This window comes from Ruegeria sp. CDSA246 (assembly GCF_059611225.1).
Genome location: NZ_JBXWPD010000004.1, coordinates 158,972 through 177,748, shown reverse-complemented (window position 1 = coordinate 177,748; position 18,777 = coordinate 158,972). Strand labels below are relative to the sequence as shown.

Genomic DNA, 18,777 nt, shown 5'->3' with positions numbered 1-18,777 from the left:
GCAGAATGTGCAGATCGTCGCAGTGTGACAGCCTATCGCAGGCGGGCCAGAAACGCGGTCAAATCGTCGGTATGATGGTGGATATGCTCAGCCTTATGCGGCTCGGGCGCGACGTGAACAGTGCGCATTCCCATCGCGTGCGGAGCAGTCAGATTGCGCGGATCATCTTCAAACATAGCCGCCTTGTCGGCGTCGATGCCATCCTGTGCAAAGATCGCCTCGAACGCGGCCTGTTCAGGTTTTGGAAGATAGCCCGCGTGCTCCACGCCATAAACCGCATCGAACAAACCGCTGAGGCCGCGTGCTTTTAGCACACGTTCGGCATAAGGCGCGCTGCCGTTGGTGTAAACGATGCGACGGCCGGGCAGGGACCGGATGTGATTGGCCAGTTCGGCGTCGGGGTCCATGTGGCTCATGTCCACCTGATGCACGGCGTACAGATAGGGTTCGGGGTCCAGGTCATGCTCGGCCATCAAGCCGGCCAGCGTGGTGCCGTATTCCCGCCAATAGTGCGAGCGCAGGCGATCCGCCTCGGCCCGGTCGACGCCAATGGCCTGCACCACGTAATCCGTCATCAGAACCTCGATCTGGTCGAATAGTTGCATGTGAGGCGGGTACAGCGTGTTGTCGAGGTCGAACACCCATTGGGTGACGTGCGAAAAAGAAGGTTTGACCATGGGTTGGGTTTAGGCCGCCATGAACAGGTTTTCAATGCTACACTTGATTGCACGGGCCTGAGGCGGATAGACATGTCCGAACGAGGAGAAATAACACCCCATGCCGCAATCCCGTCAGCCCAACAAAGACGCCTATAGCCTTATTCTCGAAGCGATTGATGTGGGCGTTTACAAGCCCGGCGACCGGTTGGTCGAAAGTGAGCTGGCAGAACGGTTTGGCGTGTCCCGCACGCCGATCCGCGAAGCGTTGCAGCGCCTCGAGACGCAGTCCCTGCTAGAGCGTGACGGACGATCACTGATCGTGGCCTCATTGGATCACAACCAAATGGCCGAACTGTACGTGGTCCGGCGCGAGTTGGAGGGGTTGGCCGCAAAGCTGGCCGCGAAACACGCCACCGAAGAAGAGATCAAAGTGCTGCAGGACATGGTCGCCGCTGACGATGCGTTGGTGAATGATCCAACGGCACTGTCGCGGGCCAACCGGCGGTTTCATGAACAGATCCATCTGGCTTCGCACAACCGGTATCTGGTGCAGCAGCTGAATCTTGTACACCGCACAATGGCTCTGATGGCTACGACCTCGCTTGCCGTTCAGGGCCGTGGCGAGATTGCGCAAAGTGAGCATAAGGGCATTGTCGAGGCGATCACCGCACGGGATGAAGAGGCGGCAGAGCGCGCGCTGAAAGAACACATCTCGGTGGCCTTCATGACCCGGCTGAAACAGGATGCGGTGCTGCGCGAGAAATGACCGTCAGTGTGGCTGTACTTCTTCGCGGGCCTGCCCATGCTGAGTTTTGTCCCAGAAGAACGGGTTGCTGGCCAGTTCCCACAGGGCTTTGTAGGCGGCTAATACGCCTAACGGAAAATATAGTGGCATTGTTGGAACCCACGGCATCAGGAACCGTCTTTCTTGTGCTGCTACGGCCAGCATTCCAACGATCAGATTGGTGATCTCGGCCACCAGAAACAGGCTGATGAGTGCGTAGAAGGTCCAATCAGACAGAAGCGGATCGAACGGGCCAGGCAAGCCCAGTGTCGCCAACCAGAACAGCCATAGGACCGGTGCCAGTAGAAACTGGCCAATAGTGCCCAAGAAGAACGCCTGAAAGCCGAAAAAGCGTTTGAATCCCAATTCGTTAAACAGGCGTCGCGGCGCGCGCATGTGCACAAGATAGGTCACCATGAACCCCTTCAGCCAGCGCGAACGTTGTTTGACCCAGGGCCAGGCACGAAAGTTTGCCTCTTCATAGGTGGTGGTATCAACCATCTCGGTTCGATAGCCCGCGCGGCTGAGGCGCACACCCAGATCTGCATCTTCGGTCACGTTGTGGGCATCCCAACCGCCAAGCTCCAGCAATTTATCCCTGCGAAAAAAGAATGTTGTGCCCCCAAGCGGGACGACCAGACCCAGATGCGCAATGCCTTGTAGGATGATCCGAAACCAGCTGTTGTACTCGATGGTAAAACAGCGTGACCGCCAATTTGTGCGCGGGTTGTAATAGTCCAGAACACCTTGCAGACAAACAACATCTTCGTCAGCCCGCGCAAAATGCCGGACCACCCGTTCGATCTGATCTGGTTGCGGGGCGTCCTCGGCATCCCACACACCCAGAATGTCGCCACGGCAAAAATCCAGCGCGTAGTTCATCGCGCGGGGCTTTGTCGTCAGTCCGTTCAGTTCCGGGACTTCCACCGTTCTGATCCAGCTGGGCAGAACCACTCGGCTTAATGTGGTGCGCGTAACCTCATCTGTGGCTTCCAGCACCAGAATGACGTCCAACAAAGCTTTTGGGTAGGTCAGGCGTTGCAGCCGCTTTATTAAAGCGCCTGCTATTTCTCGTTCTTTGTAAAGGGGCACCATCATCGATACGCGCGGCAATCGCAGTGGAACAGGCTCGGGGGTTGGGCACACTTGGCGGCATCTCATAAGGTATGAGACCAAGCCCACAATGCGCAAAACCATGAACAAGAGCAGTGAAACGGTGGCCGTGGTCAAAAGAGCAGCCAGACCAAGCAGAGGAAAGGTTGTAAAAAAGAAAAGAAGTCCCGCAAGGGCCGCGATGGGACCCGCGCGCTTTGTCGGCGTCCATGATCGACAGCTCTGATCCTTGTCGACCCGGGTTTCCGCGCCTTTTGCCAAAGTTTCGGAAAATGCGCTGGCAATCGCGTGATCAATCTGACTGGCCGATGCAAGTACCGGGGCAATCGTGTGTTCAGTGTCGAACAGGGCGGCGCGGACCGCGGCAAAGCGGTTCGGATCAGCGGTCGCGATCAGCAGGATCGGGCCGATGCGTTGCCATGGGATCACATTATGCTTCAGCCAGAACTCGGCCGGTTTGATGTCACATAAGCTCGGGGAAGGAGGTGTGTCTTTCAGATCGGCAATTTGCAGGTTGGTCTGCTCAGACAAAGCATCCATGACTTCCTGACGGCTGATCCAGCCCTCTCCGACAAGGATCTCGCCCAGTGGGGCCTGTTGTCTGGACTGTAGATGCAGCGCCTTTTCGAGCTGCGCGGGGGTGATGCATCCACGTTCGAGTAAACAGGCGCCAAGGGGTTTCCGCGCGCCAACAGAAATCGGCGCGGCGCGCGCGAATTGCTGCAGGTTATGTTCAACCATAAAAAAAACCCTGACACGGTGACCCGCGTCAGGGTGGCTCAATCAAGGTTAACAGCGCGTTAACACTATACGATGAAGTGGTTAAGCCTGTGCTTTCTTGTCTGCCATAGCTTCGGCAAAGCGTTCGAACAGATAGTAGCTGTCCTGTGGGCCGGGCGAGGCTTCGGGGTGGTGCTGCACTGAATAGACAGGGCGATCGGTCATGCGGATGCCGCAGTTGGACCCGTCAAACAACGAGCGGTGGGTTTCCACAACTCCGTCGGGCAGGGACTGGCCATCCACCGCGAAGCCATGGTTCATCGACGTGATCTCGACCTTGCCGGTATCCAGGTCCTTAACCGGATGGTTGGCCCCGTGGTGGCCGTGGTTCATCTTTACGGTATGGCCGCCCAAAGCCAGCGCCAGCATCTGGTGTCCCAGACAGATGCCAAAGACGGGCAGGTCGGTGGCGTCCAGAACCTCTTTGATCATGGGCACGGCGTATTCACCGGTGGCTGCCGGGTCGCCGGGGCCGTTCGACAGGAACACGCCGTCGGGATTATGGGCCAGCACCTCGGCGGCCGTCGCCGTTGCAGGCAGAACCGTGACGTCGCATCCGGCCGAGGCGAGGCAGCGCAGGATATTGCGCTTTGCGCCAAAGTCCACGGCGACAACTTTATGAACCGGAGATTCCTGACGTTTGTACCCTTCCGGCCAGGCCCACCGCATTTCGTCCCAGCGATAACTTTGGGCGCAGGTGACCTCTTTGGCCAGATCCATACCTTCCAGACCGGCAAAGCCGCGCGCGGCGGCGACCAGTGCCTCGATTTCAAAGTTACCGGCGGGGTCATGCGCCAACGCGACATGAGGTGCGCCTTGCTGACGGATGGCACGGGTCAGGCGGCGGGTGTCCACACCGCCGATGGCGATGCGGCCACGGCGGGCCAGCCAGGTTTTCAATTCTTCGGCCGAGCGCCAGTTCGAGGGCTCGGTCGGGTCCCATTTGACCACCATCCCGGCGGCAACCGGATCGCCGGTCTCGTCATCCTCGGGGTTCACGCCGACATTGCCGATATGAGGGAAGGTGAAGGTCACGATCTGTCCCGCATAAGAGGGGTCAGTCATGATTTCCTGATATCCGGTCATGGCGGTGTTAAAGCACAGTTCAGCCACAGTTTGGCCGGTGGCGCCGAAGCCCATACCGTAGAACAATGTACCGTCGGCCAATGCCAGACATGCGGTGGGCTTGGACGGGGCGTTCTGGGCCATGGCGCGACTCTCCTGCAAGGTAAACCGGCGCATACCTAAGGGGGTTGTACGCTCGGGTCAAGTCTGTTCAATTTTTAGGCTATTGTTTAAAATCAATAAGTTAACCATATGAACCCCCTGTTGTATCGCGCTTTTTGTTTCGATATGGTCGGGGTTCCTTTGCCATGGGGATGGACAGAACATATGGATATGCGATCAAGGGTGAACACTGCCCTGAAGCAAGCAATGAAAGACAAGGATGCCGAGCGTCTGTCGACGCTGCGCCTGATTAATGCTGCGATCAAGGACCGTGACATCGCCTCGCGCGCGTCTGACAACGAAGAAGCCAAAGGCTGCGGCGACACAGAGGTGCTTGAAATTCTTGGTAAAATGACCAAGCAGCGCAAGGAAAGCGCCCGTGCTTATGAAGAGGGCAGCCGATTGGATCTTGCCGAACGGGAACTGCGCGAGGTCGAGGTCATCGAGGAATTCCTGCCCAAGCAATTGGACGATGACGAGGTGAGCAAGGCCATTCAGACCGCAATCACGGCCACCGGCGCCGGGTCGATCCGCGACATGGGCAAAGTGATGGGTGAGCTGAAAACCCGTTACACCGGCCAGATGGATTTCGGCAAGGTTGGCCCGATGGTCAAAGATCAGCTCTGCGCTGCGCCAGGCGGCAGCTGCTAAGCATTATTGTTTGCTAAGATGCTAAGGCTGCGCGACAGGTTCGCGCAGTTTTTTTGTGAGCTCATCAAACAGCGAAATCCGCTCTTCCTCAGACAGAAAGGCGCCAATTTCAACTTCGCGGCCGTCACCGGTCAGTGTGACATAGTTCGGGACCGGGCCGCCGCGCTCATGCATTTCGGGACGCGCCCAATAGCGGTTGCAGGACCACTCCTGCTGCCCCCGTTGTGGGTGATGCTGCACCAGACGGGCCTGCGAGCCGGTCAAGGTCAACACCTCGAAAACGCTGCGTGCACGGTAATTGGAATGTATCGCGAACCACAGTCCCAGAACGGTCAACAGCATGAATGGCAGCAAACCCCACAGCATAACCGACCCAAGAACAGCCATCAGGGGAATCAAGCCAAACAGGAAGACCGCCAACACGACACGCATCGCCCAGCGTGGGGGCAGAGAGTTATGCGGCCACAGGCGCAACTCTTGCTCGGAACTTGAGGTTTGATTCCATCGATACGGCATGGTGCAAAAATAGCGCAACACCTGCCGGTGTCTAACAGGAAAGATCAGATGACGTGCCCAACTCTGGCCCACGACAACGCGTCATCCAGCCGGTCATCGCCCCAGAAAACCTCGCCGCGAACGACCAGGCTGGGGGCGCCAAAAACGCCCAGCTTTGTGGCCTGTTCTGTTTCGGTTTCAAGCGCCGAGATCGTGTCCGGGCTGCGGGCGCGTGCAAGGGTCAGGCGCGGGTCCTGCTGACACCGGTGCAGTGCTTCTGACAGCGCCGTTTCGCTGCCCGCCTCAATCCCTTCTTCGAACCAGATGCGGTACAGGTTTTGGGTAAAGGACTTGCCCCAGCCATCCGACATACCCAGCACAGCGACCTGATTGGCCAGCGCAAGATCCGAGATCGGGTAGGGTGCAGGAAGCGTTGCGTGCAGGTGGTACTTTGCGGCGCGCCGCTCGATATCACGCCACATATATGCGGATTTGGCCGGTTTGCCCGCAAAGGGAATGTTCTGTTGTTCGGACATCACGGTGCGCACGTTGAACGGGCGCCAATTGACGGTCGCGTCATGCTCATCACACCAATCATCCAGGCGCATGATTGTCAGGAAGCTGTATGTGCTGCCGATGGAAAACCAAAAGTCAATTTCGGGCATCTGATGGCTCCGATCCCAGGGTTTCTGGATACATGATACCCTAATTTGGGCAGATTATCGAACGCACCCTGAAATGGCGTTGCACACGCGCCAAATCGGGTCGCTCTAAAACAGAACTTTTTCGATGGGTTGCGCGGGTTGAGGCGCAACCCCGCAGTCGGTCATCTGCCGCAAGTCAATCTCGATGCTGCGACAAAGGGCCGAGATCGGAACATCGGTCACATCCCCTTCGAACGGATCCTCCATCGAGGCGCTGACGCGTTCGGTGACAAAGAAGATCCAGCAGACCAGCGCCCCAACCGGCGCAAATGTCAGCCAGTCGAAGATAACAAGCTGCCATACAGAGATATCTGCCCCGGGGATGATTGATCGCTCGTCGTTGAACGCCAGCGGCAGCATGAAGATGAAGATCCAACTGAAGACGCGACCGACCTCGGCAACCTGTCTTGGGAAGGGTGTGTTCTTGATGCGCTCACATTGCCCCTGTGTCGTCGTAAACCGCGCGAGGCGGTCCATCAGGGCGACGTGCCAATAGGGGTCAATGCCGCGGCTGCGTGCCAATTCTGCTAGCTTTTCGCCCTGAAGAAACAACAGATAGGCGGCGCGATTGCTCTTGCCCTCAAGCCTTGCCAAGTCGATTGGCAACTGGCGTTCGCGCCAGCATTCGGGCATTTGATGCAACTCGGTTCGGTCAGAAATAGGTTTGTGCCCAAACATCCATGGGCGTCGGCTGCGTCCTGTCGGCGAGGGCTGGCGCAGCTGAAAGGCAAGCATATTGAGCCACGCGATGTGACGTTCGATCAGTTCGTCGCGCAGCGCGGGATCAATCGGTGTGCCGTCGGGCAGCACCAGATTGCTAATAGTGTTGCCCCAGTCCCGGCTGGCATTGACGATCTCGCCCCAGATGCTGCGCGCTTCGGACCAGCGCGCAAAGGCCGATGTGTTTTTGAAGCCCAGAAAGAATGCCACTGCCAGCCCGAGCATGGTGACGGGCGGGCTGGGGTTCGAGATCAACTCGATTGTCGTGATCTCGTCCGCCAGAACAACCAGCAGCGTCCATGTCAGCACGATGCAGATAAAGCCAAAGGAGCCCTTGACCATCTGTCGTACAGTAATTCCGTCGTGAAGGATCATGACCGACCGGGTCCTGCGCAATTGGCGATTGCAGATCAGTCTAGCGGCTTATTCTCGGGCAAGTCTATGCCAGCGTTGTTTAATTCTTGAGGCGTGAAAAATGAAAAGCCCCGCATCTGCGGGGCTTTGTCAGTCTATATTGCCGGGATTAGTGGGCGTGGCCTTTATCCCAGTCTTCCTGCTTTGGCAGCTGTTCGAACGTGTGTTCGGGCGGCGGGGTAGGCAGGGTCCATTCCAGCGTGTCCGCGTATTCGTTCCACGGGTTCGGACGTGTTTCTTTCGCGCCGCGCAGCAGGGCGTAGATCACGATGCCGAAGAACAGCAGGAACGAAGCGAACGAGATGAACGCACCAATCGACGATACAAAGTTCCACTGAGCGAATGCCTCGGGGTAGTCGATGTAACGACGCGGCATGCCCTGACGGCCCAGGAAGTGCTGCGGGAAGAAGGTCAGGTTGGCGCCGATGAAGAACAGCCAGAAGTGAACCTTGCCCCAGAATTCCGAGTACTGACGACCTGTCATTTTCGAGAAGTAGAAGTACACGCCCGCGAAGATCGCAAACACGGCACCCAAGCTCATCACGTAGTGGAAGTGCGCAACCACGTAATAGGTGTCGTGATACGCACGGTCCACACCGGCCTGCGACAGAACCACACCGGTCACACCGCCTACGGTGAACAGGAACAGGAAGCCGAAGGCGAACAGCATCGGTGTCTTGAACTCGATCGAACCGCCCCACATGGTCGCGATCCACGAGAAGACCTTAACCCCGGTCGGCACCGCAATGACCATCGTGGCCAGCATGAAGTACGCCTGCTGACGCAGTGACAGGCCAACGGTGTACATGTGGTGCGCCCATACGACAAAGCCCAGCACACCAATCGCGATGATCGCCCAAACCATCGGCAGGTAACCGAAGACCGGCTTGCGCGAGAAGGTGGCGATGACGTGACTGATAATTCCGAACCCAGGCAAGATCACGATGTACACTTCCGGGTGGCCAAAAAACCACAGGATGTGCTGATACAGGATCGGATCGCCGCCACCGGCGGGATCAAAGAAGGTGAAGCCAAAGTTGCGATCCATCAGCAACATGGTGATCGCACCCGCCAGAACCGGCAGGGACAACAGAATCAGCCACGAGGTGACAAAGATCGACCAGCTGAACAGCGGCACCTTAAACAGAGTCATGCCCGGGGCACGCATGTTCAGGAAGGTGGTGATCATGTTGATCGCGCCGAGGATCGAGGAGGCGCCCGATACGTGCACGGCAAAGATCGCAAGGTCCATGGACATGCCGCCTTCGGTCGTCGACAGCGGCGGGTACAGAACCCAGCCAACGCCCGAACCGAGCTGATCGTTACCACCGGGGCTCAGCAACGAGGCCACACCCAGCGACGTACCAGCGACATAAAGCCAGAAGGACAGGTTGTTCATCCGCGGGAAGGCCATGTCCGGTGCACCGATCTGCAACGGCATGAAATAGTTGCCAAATCCGCCGAAAAGCGCGGGGATGACCACGAAGAACATCATCAGAACACCGTGATAGGTGATCATAACGTTCCACAGGTGTCCGTTAGGGGTGCAGAGCTCGGCTCCGCTGCCGAACAGTCGGAAGCCTTCCAGGCACATATGCTGCACCCCGGGTTCCATCAATTCGATCCGCATGACAACAGTCATCAGAACTGAAATCAGACCGGCAAGTGCCGAGACGACCAGGTATAGAATCCCGATGTCCTTGTGGTTGGTCGACATGAACCAGCGCTGGAAAAATGTGCGCTGGTCTTCATGGTCGTGACCATGAATGGCTGCGTCTGCCATTATAGGTGCCTCCTGTTGCAACTGCACCGCGCAGTTGGACCTCTCCAAGGCGCGGGATTCCTGCTGGTTTTAGATTGCGGGGGGACGACCTTCAATGGTCGAGTTTGATCTGGATCAAGATTAATTGTCGCGGGCAGGAGGGCGACCCGCGAAATTTTCACCAAATTCCTCATTCATCTGGGTATCAGCGCCTCGAATTCAAGGGGGCGGCTGGGAATTGCGTTCCCCGCTTGACCCGGGCCAGGGTGCGCCGCAGAACTGTCGGCAACGCGTTAATCGGAGAATTGAAATGACCGCTTATGATCCCGAGAATATTTTTGCCAAGATTTTGCGCGCAGAAATCCCTTCGAGCCGAGTATACGAAGATGACGATACGGTGGCTTTCATGGATATCATGCCGCGCGCGGACGGGCATCTGCTGGTGATCCCTAAAACCCCCTGCCGCAACATTCTGGATGCAACGCCTGCACAACTGGCTGCTGTGACCGCAACGGTCCAGAAAATGGCCAAGGCCGTCGTTGCAGCGTTCGATGCGGATGGGGTCACGGTCCAGCAATTCAACGAGGCCGCCGGAGGGCAGGAGGTGTTCCATCTGCATTTCCATATCCTGCCACGCCATGATGGTGTTGCCGTGCGGGCACCCGGAACGATGGGCGATTTCGACCTGATCGCGCAGCATGCCGAAAAGATCAAAGCCGCGCTGAGCTGACCGGCAAGCAGTTACTTCGAGTGCGCGTGTGGCCCCGCGCACTCACTGTGATCGCCAAATGCGTGAAGCACGGCGCAGACATGGTCGTGCTTGCCATCGCAGGCTTTGGAAATTCGGGTCAGTTCGGCCTCAAGGCTGCGCAGGCGGGAAATACGGTCCCGCAGGTCGGCCAGCTGTCTTTCGGCAATTTCATGCGCTTGGTTAAGGTCGCGGCCAGACGCGCCTTCCAGAGACAGCAAACCTACGACATCGGTCAGCGGTAAACCCAGATCGCGGCAATGGCGAATAAAAAGCAGCCGTTTCAATGCAGTGTCGTCGTACCGGCGCTGATTACCCGCTGTTCGGTCCGGACGCGGCAACAGCCCTTTGTCTTCATAAAACCGGATGGTCGGAACCTTGACCCCCGTATGACGCGACAGAAACCCAATTGAATACATCTTTTTTCCTCAGGGCTCTTGAACCTCTAGTTACTAGAGGAATTACATGCAATGTGCAGCCGTAACAAGGGACAAACATTTCAGATGGCACATAATCACTCTCATAAGGGGCACAGCCACGCGCACCATCACATAGACCCGGAAGCAGGGGACACGCGCGTTGCCTGGGCCATTGCCGTCAACATGTTCCTGACGCTGGCGCAGGTCATTGGGGGCATTTTTTCAGGGTCGCTGGCGTTGATCGCCGACGCCCTGCATAACTTCTCTGACGCTATTGCGCTGGTCATCGCGTTTTTTGCCCGCAAAATCGCCCGCCGACCTGCCGACCCACGCATGAGCTTCGGCTATGGCCGGGCCGAGGTCGTCGCAGCGCTGGTCAACTACACCACTCTGGTCGTGCTGTCGGTGTACTTGTTCTACGAAGGCGTGATGCGGTTTTTTGAGCCTGAGCCGGTTAACGGCTGGATGGTCGTCTGGATTGCGGCGCTGGCTTTGATTGTGGACCTTGTCACGGCTGCGCTAACTTACTCGATGGCCAAGGACAGCATGAACATCCGGGCGGCGTTTCTGCACAATGTTGCGGACGCCTTGGGATCGGTGGCTGTGATTATTGCCGGCACCGCGGTGATCCTGTTCAACTGGACTTGGGTAGACCCCGCCGTCACGGTCCTGATTTCGGTCTACATACTGTGGCATGTCAAAAGTGAAATTGGCGAAACGATCCGCGTTCTGATGATGGCAGCGCCCCCCGATCTGGACCCGGAAGAAGTTGCCTCGGCCATCGAGGACATACCCGGAGTGTCCGAGGTTCACCATATCCACTTGTGGAGCATGCAGGAGAGAGAGCCTGCGTTGACGGCCCATCTGGTCGTGGACGCGGCGGCCTGGGCTGATGCGGAAGGGGTGAGAGCCAGCGTCAGACATTCGCTCCGCGACCGATTTGCCATTGGTCACACCACGCTTGAGCTTGAGCAGATCGACCGCGCGTGTGTCGGGTCGTCACGTTTCGGGCATACAGAAGAGAATCCATAGAGTTGAATGTGAATTGCCGCTCCGATTTGGGGTCGGAACGGCAGACTCGTTAACTAATACCTTTCCGATTACTCGGGATGACCCAAGATCACCGGTTAACACACCACTCACTCTAAGAACGGTAAGTCTATACTACTCCCAAATACGCGGGATGTATCTATTTGAGTGAGCTTTTGGCTAATTTGCTCATTTTGCACTGCAAATATTGGGGAATTTCGGTCCAATGTGGAAACAGAGCTGCCAAAAATCGCGATATTGTTAACAGCACATGGACTCTGAACGATTCGCGGGTATCAATTCAGGCCCTATCGAGGTCAAAAACCTCTGAAAAAGTATTCCGCAGGGCCGTGTCCACGTCCACCAGGGTGACCGGCAACCCCAGATCGACAAGCGACGTAACCCCATGTTCGGTGATGCCGCAGGGGACAATACCTGAAAAATGCTCGAGGTCAGGTTCGACATTGATCGAGATGCCGTGGAAGCTGACCCATTTGCGCAGGCGCAATCCGATCGCCGCTACCTTATCCTCGGCAGGTTGGCCCGAAGCGGTCAGTGGTTTGTCGTTGCGCCGCACCCAAACACCGACGCGACCGTCACGGATTTCACCATGCACGTTGAACTCGGCCAGCGCTGCGATCACCCATTCTTCCAGTTGCTTGACGAAACGACGCACATCCTTGCCGCGTTTGTTCAGATCCAGCATCACATAGGCCACGCGCTGGCCGGGGCCGTGATAGGTGTATTCACCGCCGCGCTTGGCCTCAAAGACCGGAAAGCGATCCGGGTCGGTCAGGTCTTCGATCCGGGCTGAGGTGCCGGCGGTGTATAGCGGCGGATGCTCCAGCAGCCACACACACTCATCCGCTTCTCCGGCCGCAATTGCAGCCACGCGCGCCTCCATGAAGGCGACGGCGTCATTGTAATCGGTCAGCCCGTCAGTGATCTTCCATTCCATAAGTGCTCCTTACCGCCGGGGCAGGGCGAAGAAAAGAGGTCACGCAGCCTCGGTCAGGCACCGCTGCAACAGGTCAGAATAGGTTTCAGCCCCTTGCGCACCGGTCACCAGGTACTTGCCAGCAAACACCATCGACGGAACACTTGAAACACCACGACTGGTCCAGAACTGTTGCTTTTCGCGAACCGACGCAATGTGATCGCCCGAAGTCAGAGCCGCTTTGGCGGCGTCCCGATCCAGACCCGCCGCTTGGGCCGCATCAAGAAGGACCTGGGATTGGGATACGTCCTGTTGATTGGTAAAATAAGCCTCGAACAGGGCCGTCTTCAACGGATGCTGGCGGCCTTGCGTTTCGGCCCAGTCCAGCAGCTGATGTGCGGCAAACGTATTTACCATCCGGCTGTCGTCATTGAAATTGAACGTAAAGCCAAGCTCGGCGCCGATCTGGGTCAGCCGATCGCGGGCCTGCTGGCTCTGCTCGACCGTCGAGCCATACTTCTCCATGATATGTTCGCGCAGATTCTGACCCTCTGGCGGCATATTGGGGTTCAGCTCAAAAGGATGCCATCTGAGATTGGCGAGCACGTTTTGTTCTTTCAAAGCCAGGTCAAGCTGGCGAAACCCCACGATGCACCAGGGGCACACGACGTCTGAGACGATATCAATCTGGACAATTGGGCGGGGATCTTGCGCGGTCATGGGCGGGCTCCGGGGAAGGGGGAAATATACGCTGTCTGCAGTACAGATATGGATGGCACCGCGGAATTCAAATCGGCGTGTTTTTTGCCTCTTCACATCCTGCTCACCACCGTCTATATGCCCCTCTACCAAGTCATTGGCAGTGCGGTCGTGGCGGAATTGGTAGACGCGCAGCGTTGAGGTCGCTGTGGGGTAACACCCGTGGAAGTTCGAGTCTTCTCGACCGCACCATATCTTGTAAGTTATTGAAAATAAAAACAATACCTTTCGGAGTGAAGCTCAAAAAAAAAATTCAACTGTTTCGTAGACCTTTACGCAATATTTTCGCATCGATTACGCATAAATTGAACGGCATCGTTTGCTTACGTACAGGCGGCAACCTGAGGTTGCCACTAGATCTGCCACTCAGAAGTTCATCGACGCCCAGCAACTTGCAAAGCATTAAATGGCGGGTGTTCAAGGGTTGGACCCCGACGATAGCTGGACCCGTCGGCTAGTGGGGGAAAGCCTAGAAGCCCGTGGAGAGGCCCGCGAAGTTGTAGCCGCTATCCTGAACCTTAATCGGGAACCCCCGAAGCCGATGTTGTTCGACATGCTGGATATTTAAGCGCAGGACAACGAGTGAATTAGTTCAAATAGAGAGTGCCGAATCGATGGGTAAGCTGAAAAACGTTAACAGTTTGGTGGCCATTGGCTTCTTTGTTTCCAGTTTCTATCATTTGGAACAGCGGAAACGAACAAAACACGAGAAATTCTCAGTGCTTGGATAGTTCATACCTTAATATAAATCTTGTGATATCGCGGCCTGCAAGTAGGAGGCCTTTTTGCCGAAAGTTGTGAACCTACCGCATCTTAGGAAATGTACTTAGTAACGAGTTTGCTGTTCCGATCGCATGATCGGAACAGCATTTTCTTTTTGGAGTTGCATTGGCATTACGCAGAATCCCTCTTTTCACCACAGGCGGTTTCGAGTGTGCCACGAGGTCTTGTGATTTTAGGGTTAACTCTACCATGGAAAATCCGCTCGGGAACCATGGGATTGCTTCGAAGAAGTACGGTGATGTGCCATCGAAATTGCTCAGTAGGATTCCGCTAATGTTGCTTGGATTGCATGGCGCAGGGTAGTGAGGTCTGCTCGTCTCCGGCGGTACCTACTTCATGCCCGCTTATGGCGGGAAGCATAATAAAAAACTCTGTGCCTTCACCAAGTTTGCTTCTGTAGTCTATTTCTCCTCCAAAATGCTCCACAATTTCTTTTGAAATGTGCATCCCGAGCCCTGTACCGCCTGCGTGACGTTCATCGGAAGAGTCAATCTGTGAAAAACGATCGAAGACTTTGTCCTGGCACCCCTCGGGTATCCCTATGCCGTGGTCTTTGACGAAGAGGCGAATCTTCCCACGGACTTTTTCGCATCCGACCGTTATCTCGCCTCCATCAAGGGAAAATTTGGCTGCGTTGGAGATCATGTTGGCCAACACTTGAAGAAGGCGGGACGCATCACCTTTAACGAACAGATCTTTGTTTCCCCTTATGTCCTCCACAATTTCTACGTTGTGAGCACTGGTGTAACCGGTGTTAACGGAAATCGCTTCCTGAACCAGCGTATGTACATCAATAGTTCCTTCACGGTAGTTCATTTCACCGGCCTCCATTTTTTGGATGTCCAGCACATCATTGATAAGTGATGCTAGCCGTTCGCTGTTTTTGCACGCTAAGTGTATGAGGCTTTGCATTGAATCTGGAACTTCACCCAATGCGCCTGTGTTGATTAGGTCAAGTGACCCCTTGATCGATGTAAGAGGCGTACGCAGCTCATGGCTGACTGTCGATATGAACTGAGTCTTTGCAATGTAGGCCGCTTTTGTTCTTTCGTGCTCTGCTTTGAGCTTTTCGAGTTGCTCCAAATTCCTGCGGTAGAGCTTCAGAAACACCATCGAACAGTCGATCAGAAAATACATTACAAAGATAACGGTGAAGAAGTGCAGCCAGAGTTCAGATGAAAGCTCGGGGCGTTCGATCCAGATATCCTTGACGACAATCAACATGAACGAAACGCCGTACATGGCCAAACGGACAATCATCGCCCACAGAAACTGATGGTTGTTCATTGCTGCAAACAACGCCGCAGCAAACAAGAAGAACATTGGCGTAAAGTGACCACCGGCGGGCTGTGCGAAAGCAACTGAAACTGCGTACAGGCAGATTGCGGCTGAGCTCAGGACCGTGTTCAACAGAATCCAAACAACCATCATACCTATTGCTTTGTGCTGGTCTGGCTTTAAGCGCGGTACGCGTTTGGCCAGCAATAAATCTTGCACTTCACAAATGAGGATCGTCCCATAGAACAACATGGCGTTAAAGGGATCGAAGAAGAACGCAGTCAAAATGGTCGTGGCCAGATAAATAGCCTGCCGCTGCCACAGAAGCGCAAAGCTCATGGCAGTATAATCTATGATGTTTTGCAGAAGCCGGTTTTCCGTTTCACCGGAATCCCGGTCCGGCAGATTGGCGTCGGTGGCTGTCATCCAAATGTCTTCGTTTTTCGCGCTTGGAAAGTACCAATACCGGCATAATGAGGACTTAGTTGGTCCAAATTGGGTTCACAGTTTGGCGCCAATCCTTTGAAGCCTACCGCGATTGTTGGGCGATTCACGCAAGTTTTTGGTATAGGAGGCCGCAAATTTTTTGCACAATTGCAGAGCAGGGTACCCAAAATCGAGGATCTCGTTGCTAAGTGGGAATTTTTTCACCTTAATGTGTCCGAAAGAAAGAATAATTCTAAAAGGGTTGGGGCTTGACTGCAGTTGAAAATACGAAGTTGAGGCAGGGTACTGTCGCTCCTGTTACCGCTAGGCTTGCGACAAAGCCGGTGACACTGCTTCAGTTTGCAAGGTCAGCTGGCCGCAACATGTTTGAAGTCATCCCGGCAGAAACTCTGCGTGAAACTTATGTTCGTGGACCTTTGAACATACACTATATCTGCGATCCTGAAATGGTAACCGAATTACTCGTCGGCCAGGGCCGTTCGTTTCCCAAAGCCAAGTTCACCAAAGACATTATTGGATCGGCTGTAGGCAACGGTTTAATACTCTCAGAAGGGGAAAAATGGCGTCAGCAGAGGCGAAGGTATTCTCCATTGTTCGCCGCCAGAAACCTCCCGGTTCTGGCTCGGCATTTTGCAGAGACTGGTGTCGAGATTGCAGACTCATTGGCGGATCACGAAGGCCCAGTGGATATTGCACAAATTGCGCCTGCATCAACATTGACGAATATTTCTAGAGTGATTTTTTCAGGTAATAAGGAAGTCAGTTCAGAGCAGGTACGAGTGGGGCTGATCAAGTATTTCGAGTACATTTCTGATCTGTCCCTTTTCGATTTAATGGGTTTGCCAAAGTGGTTGCCGCGGAAAAAGTGGCTACGCAGCTTGGCCCCGGTTACTAATATGCGAGACCTCGCCAGACGGGTCATAGATCAGCGTCGGGCCGAAGGCCGTAGCGAGCCATTGGACTTCCTCGATTTCATGATTGAGGCCTTGAAAACCGATTTCGAAGATGAAGCGACAACTGTTGACAACCTTTTGACCTTTGTCGTCGCTGGTCATGAAACTTCCGCTAACGCATTGGCCTGGGGATACTATCTGCTGGCCTTGCACCAAGATATGCAAGCAAGGGTTAGACAAGAAATTCGATCTGTTCGCCCAGAAGGCCTATTGGAATTCTCGGACCTGGAGGCAATGCCACTCTTGCGCGCGCATGTTAAAGAGACGCTGCGGCTTTATCCCTCCGCCGCGTTTTTTGCCAGAGACGCAGCTGCGGACCTTGAAATTAAAGGGGTAAAGATTGAAAATGGCGATGCTTTGTTTTTCCCAGTTTACTCTTTGCACAGAAATGAAAAATTATGGGATGCTCCCAACGACTATCGGCCGGAACGGTTCCTGGGATCTACACTGCCTCGAGGTCAGTACATTCCGTTCGGAGATGGTCCCAGAATCTGCATTGGCGCTCAGTACGCTGAAACTGAGATCATGGTGCTTATGGCTTCAGTGCTCCGTAGAATAAATTTTTCGACTACTGAGTCAGAAATACCGGAACCAGTTTTGACGTTCACCATGCGTACCAGTGGCCCACTCATCCTCAATGCCGAACGGGTTCGCGACTAAAGTTAATATCTAAACCCTAGTGTTCGACTTCTGTTCGAGGTCGGCCTTTGCCAAAGACAAAGCTTGCTACCGGCGAGTGAGGTAAGTGTCATCGCCGTACATTTCACGCAGGACGGTATCAAACAATCTATTGTTGGCCATTTCTTTGCGATGCGGCGTGTGCTTTGAAATCGAGGGGCAGGTCGCAACAAGGCCCTTTCTGAGATTGGTCTCACGAAGATTCACCATTTTAACAGCGGTGTCCAAAGATGCGAATGCTCCAACCTTTGTAATTGAACGAAGCGACACCGGTGTACTCTTCACCACCTTAAGATGGACAGAGGCGCATCGGTTACTGAGAACGGTCCTTAGTTCCTGGTTTAGAAAAGCTTCGGTTGGAATATTCAGGGTGCGTTCCCGTCCATGTGTAATAACGAGAAAAACGCCACTCCCTCGATAGGAATAGACTCCTCCGGCGACCTGTGTTGTCTTTTGAATGCAAAATCCAATGTCGGAAACAGCGCGCCGAAAATCTCCAAATTCCCTCAGATCAAAGTGGTACCCCGCATCGCGAAATTTGATTGCTGTAACCCAGGAGTCAAATCGGCGCCCCCGTGAAAGCTGCTCCACATAGTTGTCGAACTCGACATACCCCAAGCATTGTTCCTGCTCGTCGATAGACAGGGGGTCTTCAAAACTGAATTTCTGATTAAAATCCAGTTCACTACGAAGACTTTCTATCGACGCTGAAGAGGATTGTGTTTTCTTTCTCTCCATCATTAGAAGATGGGCGGCGTTCATACGGCTGCGCAATTCGAAGAAGTCGAAGGGCTTAGTTATGTAATCAAATGCGCCTTCTAAAAATGCCCTCTCGATGTTCTGCCTGTCATCTAGAGCAGTTAACATTATAACAGGTGTTTCCAGATTGTCCGGCAAGTTTCGGATTTGCGAAAGCAACTCTATCCCAGAGGTTCCGGGCATCTGAATGTCAACAAGCAGACAGTCGAATGGGGATTCCGCTGCTTCTATCTGCCGAAGCGCTTCATCAGCTGAACTGGCGGCAACCACTTTGCAGTTTTCGAGTTCAGGAAGTGCTGATTGGAGCAATTTCAGAATGTCAGGATCATCATCAACCGCCAGAACAGCAAGCGCGGTCTTTCTTTGTGCTCGAAGCTCCAACTTTTTTTGGAACCGATCACTTACGAATGTGGAATGTCTCATAACTGGTGAACCACCGATATCCTCATAACGGGTTAAACTTATGAGGCGAGTGGGTCGAAACAGCGGCAAAAATGGAGAAAATTGTCGTAGAAAGGGGTTTTTTCTTGACCTTTATTTGGCGCCAGCGGCTTCAACGACGAGTTGCCAGTTATTGTTGTGAACTACCGTCGCATTCTCTTAACATTTTTTTTTGGCAATGTGTTCGTGCCTAAGAGCAGTCTAAGATCGCAAAACTACGGAATTGAACAACGGTTG

Annotated in this window: 18 protein-coding genes and 1 tRNA gene; 7 read left to right on the top strand and 12 right to left on the bottom strand. The window is 54.6% G+C overall.

Features of this window, described 5'->3' with window-relative positions; all coding sequences use genetic code 11:
- Positions 1-32 precede the first annotated feature (32 nt).
- A complete protein-coding gene (locus AC2FI9_RS06745) occupies positions 33-677 on the bottom strand; it encodes a pyrimidine 5'-nucleotidase (protein ID WP_496766797.1) in 645 nt (214 codons plus the stop codon).
- A 100-nt stretch (positions 678-777) separates the two neighbouring features.
- Between AC2FI9_RS06745 and AC2FI9_RS06740 the strand changes: the two genes are divergently transcribed.
- Positions 778-1,425, top strand: coding sequence for a GntR family transcriptional regulator (locus AC2FI9_RS06740; RefSeq protein WP_058273905.1), 648 nt, complete (start codon positions 778-780; stop codon positions 1,423-1,425).
- Between the two features lie 3 nt (positions 1,426-1,428).
- On the opposite strand, the gene AC2FI9_RS06735 is transcribed toward AC2FI9_RS06740, so the two are convergent.
- Together AC2FI9_RS06735 and carA are read right to left on the bottom strand one after the other, a co-directional pair.
- A complete protein-coding gene (locus AC2FI9_RS06735) occupies positions 1,429-3,297 on the bottom strand; it encodes a glycosyltransferase (RefSeq protein WP_496766796.1) in 1,869 nt (622 codons plus the stop codon).
- A gap of 81 nt (positions 3,298-3,378) precedes the next feature.
- Positions 3,379-4,545, bottom strand: a complete 1,167-nt coding sequence (gene carA / locus AC2FI9_RS06730; RefSeq protein ID WP_496766795.1) for a glutamine-hydrolyzing carbamoyl-phosphate synthase small subunit — start codon at positions 4,543-4,545, stop codon at positions 3,379-3,381.
- 183 nt (positions 4,546-4,728) lie between these two features.
- Here carA and AC2FI9_RS06725 point away from each other — a divergent pair, with 183 nt between their 5' ends.
- Entirely contained in the window at positions 4,729-5,214 is a 486-nt protein-coding gene (locus AC2FI9_RS06725; protein WP_058274249.1) for a GatB/YqeY domain-containing protein, read from the top strand.
- A gap of 21 nt (positions 5,215-5,235) precedes the next feature.
- Here the strand turns inward: AC2FI9_RS06725 and AC2FI9_RS06720 are convergent, their stop codons facing one another.
- The 4 genes from AC2FI9_RS06720 to ctaD form a co-directional block, all read right to left on the bottom strand.
- Positions 5,236-5,730, bottom strand: a complete 495-nt coding sequence (locus AC2FI9_RS06720; protein ID WP_496766794.1) for a DUF2244 domain-containing protein — start codon at positions 5,728-5,730, stop codon at positions 5,236-5,238.
- 44 nt (positions 5,731-5,774) lie between these two features.
- Entirely contained in the window at positions 5,775-6,374 is a 600-nt protein-coding gene (locus AC2FI9_RS06715) for a 2-hydroxychromene-2-carboxylate isomerase (protein ID WP_058273903.1), read from the bottom strand.
- A gap of 105 nt (positions 6,375-6,479) precedes the next feature.
- The gene (locus AC2FI9_RS06710; protein ID WP_496766793.1) at positions 6,480-7,508 is read right to left on the bottom strand and encodes a bestrophin family protein; all 1,029 of its coding nucleotides are present in this window, start codon (positions 7,506-7,508) and stop codon (positions 6,480-6,482) included.
- Between the two features lie 148 nt (positions 7,509-7,656).
- Positions 7,657-9,330 carry a cytochrome c oxidase subunit I gene (ctaD, locus tag AC2FI9_RS06705; RefSeq protein WP_496722223.1) on the bottom strand — a complete coding sequence of 558 codons (1,674 nt, stop codon included), beginning with the start codon at positions 9,328-9,330 and terminating at the stop codon, positions 7,657-7,659.
- Between the two features lie 289 nt (positions 9,331-9,619).
- On the opposite strand from ctaD, the gene AC2FI9_RS06700 reads away from it, so the two are divergent.
- Complete coding sequence (locus AC2FI9_RS06700) at positions 9,620-10,039, top strand: HIT family protein (RefSeq protein ID WP_496732967.1); 420 nt, start codon at positions 9,620-9,622, stop codon at positions 10,037-10,039.
- Between the two features lie 11 nt (positions 10,040-10,050).
- On the opposite strand, the gene AC2FI9_RS06695 is transcribed toward AC2FI9_RS06700, so the two are convergent.
- Entirely contained in the window at positions 10,051-10,476 is a 426-nt protein-coding gene (locus AC2FI9_RS06695) for a MerR family transcriptional regulator (protein WP_496738757.1), read from the bottom strand.
- A gap of 84 nt (positions 10,477-10,560) precedes the next feature.
- On the opposite strand from AC2FI9_RS06695, the gene AC2FI9_RS06690 reads away from it, so the two are divergent.
- Positions 10,561-11,508 (top strand): cation diffusion facilitator family transporter, encoded by a 948-nt coding sequence (locus AC2FI9_RS06690; protein WP_496766792.1) that lies wholly within the window; start codon positions 10,561-10,563, stop codon positions 11,506-11,508.
- Positions 11,509-11,806: 298 nt separating this feature from the next.
- Here the strand turns inward: AC2FI9_RS06690 and lipB are convergent, their stop codons facing one another.
- Entirely contained in the window at positions 11,807-12,463 is a 657-nt protein-coding gene (gene lipB / locus AC2FI9_RS06685; protein ID WP_496722229.1) for a lipoyl(octanoyl) transferase LipB, read from the bottom strand.
- 39 nt (positions 12,464-12,502) lie between these two features.
- On the bottom strand, positions 12,503-13,162 hold the full coding sequence (locus tag AC2FI9_RS06680; RefSeq protein ID WP_496766791.1) for a DsbA family oxidoreductase: 660 nt from the start codon (positions 13,160-13,162) through the stop codon (positions 12,503-12,505).
- Positions 13,163-13,306: 144 nt separating this feature from the next.
- Here AC2FI9_RS06680 and AC2FI9_RS06675 point away from each other — a divergent pair.
- Positions 13,307-13,393: transfer RNA gene (locus AC2FI9_RS06675), tRNA-Leu, on the top strand.
- 214 nt (positions 13,394-13,607) lie between these two features.
- Positions 13,608-13,769 (top strand): hypothetical protein, encoded by a 162-nt coding sequence (locus tag AC2FI9_RS06670; RefSeq protein ID WP_496722233.1) that lies wholly within the window; start codon positions 13,608-13,610, stop codon positions 13,767-13,769.
- Positions 13,770-14,254: 485 nt separating this feature from the next.
- On the opposite strand, the gene AC2FI9_RS06665 is transcribed toward AC2FI9_RS06670, so the two are convergent.
- Positions 14,255-15,688: a sensor histidine kinase gene (locus AC2FI9_RS06665; protein ID WP_496766790.1), complete on the bottom strand. Its 1,434-nt coding sequence runs from the start codon at positions 15,686-15,688 to the stop codon at positions 14,255-14,257.
- A 383-nt stretch (positions 15,689-16,071) separates the two neighbouring features.
- Between AC2FI9_RS06665 and AC2FI9_RS06660 the strand changes: the two genes are divergently transcribed.
- Positions 16,072-17,322, top strand: coding sequence for a cytochrome P450 (locus AC2FI9_RS06660; protein ID WP_496766789.1), 1,251 nt, complete (start codon positions 16,072-16,074; stop codon positions 17,320-17,322).
- A 66-nt stretch (positions 17,323-17,388) separates the two neighbouring features.
- Here AC2FI9_RS06660 and AC2FI9_RS06655 read toward each other — a convergent pair whose 3' ends face one another.
- Positions 17,389-18,480 (bottom strand): response regulator, encoded by a 1,092-nt coding sequence (locus tag AC2FI9_RS06655; protein WP_496766788.1) that lies wholly within the window; start codon positions 18,478-18,480, stop codon positions 17,389-17,391.
- Positions 18,481-18,777: the final 297 nt, after the last annotated feature.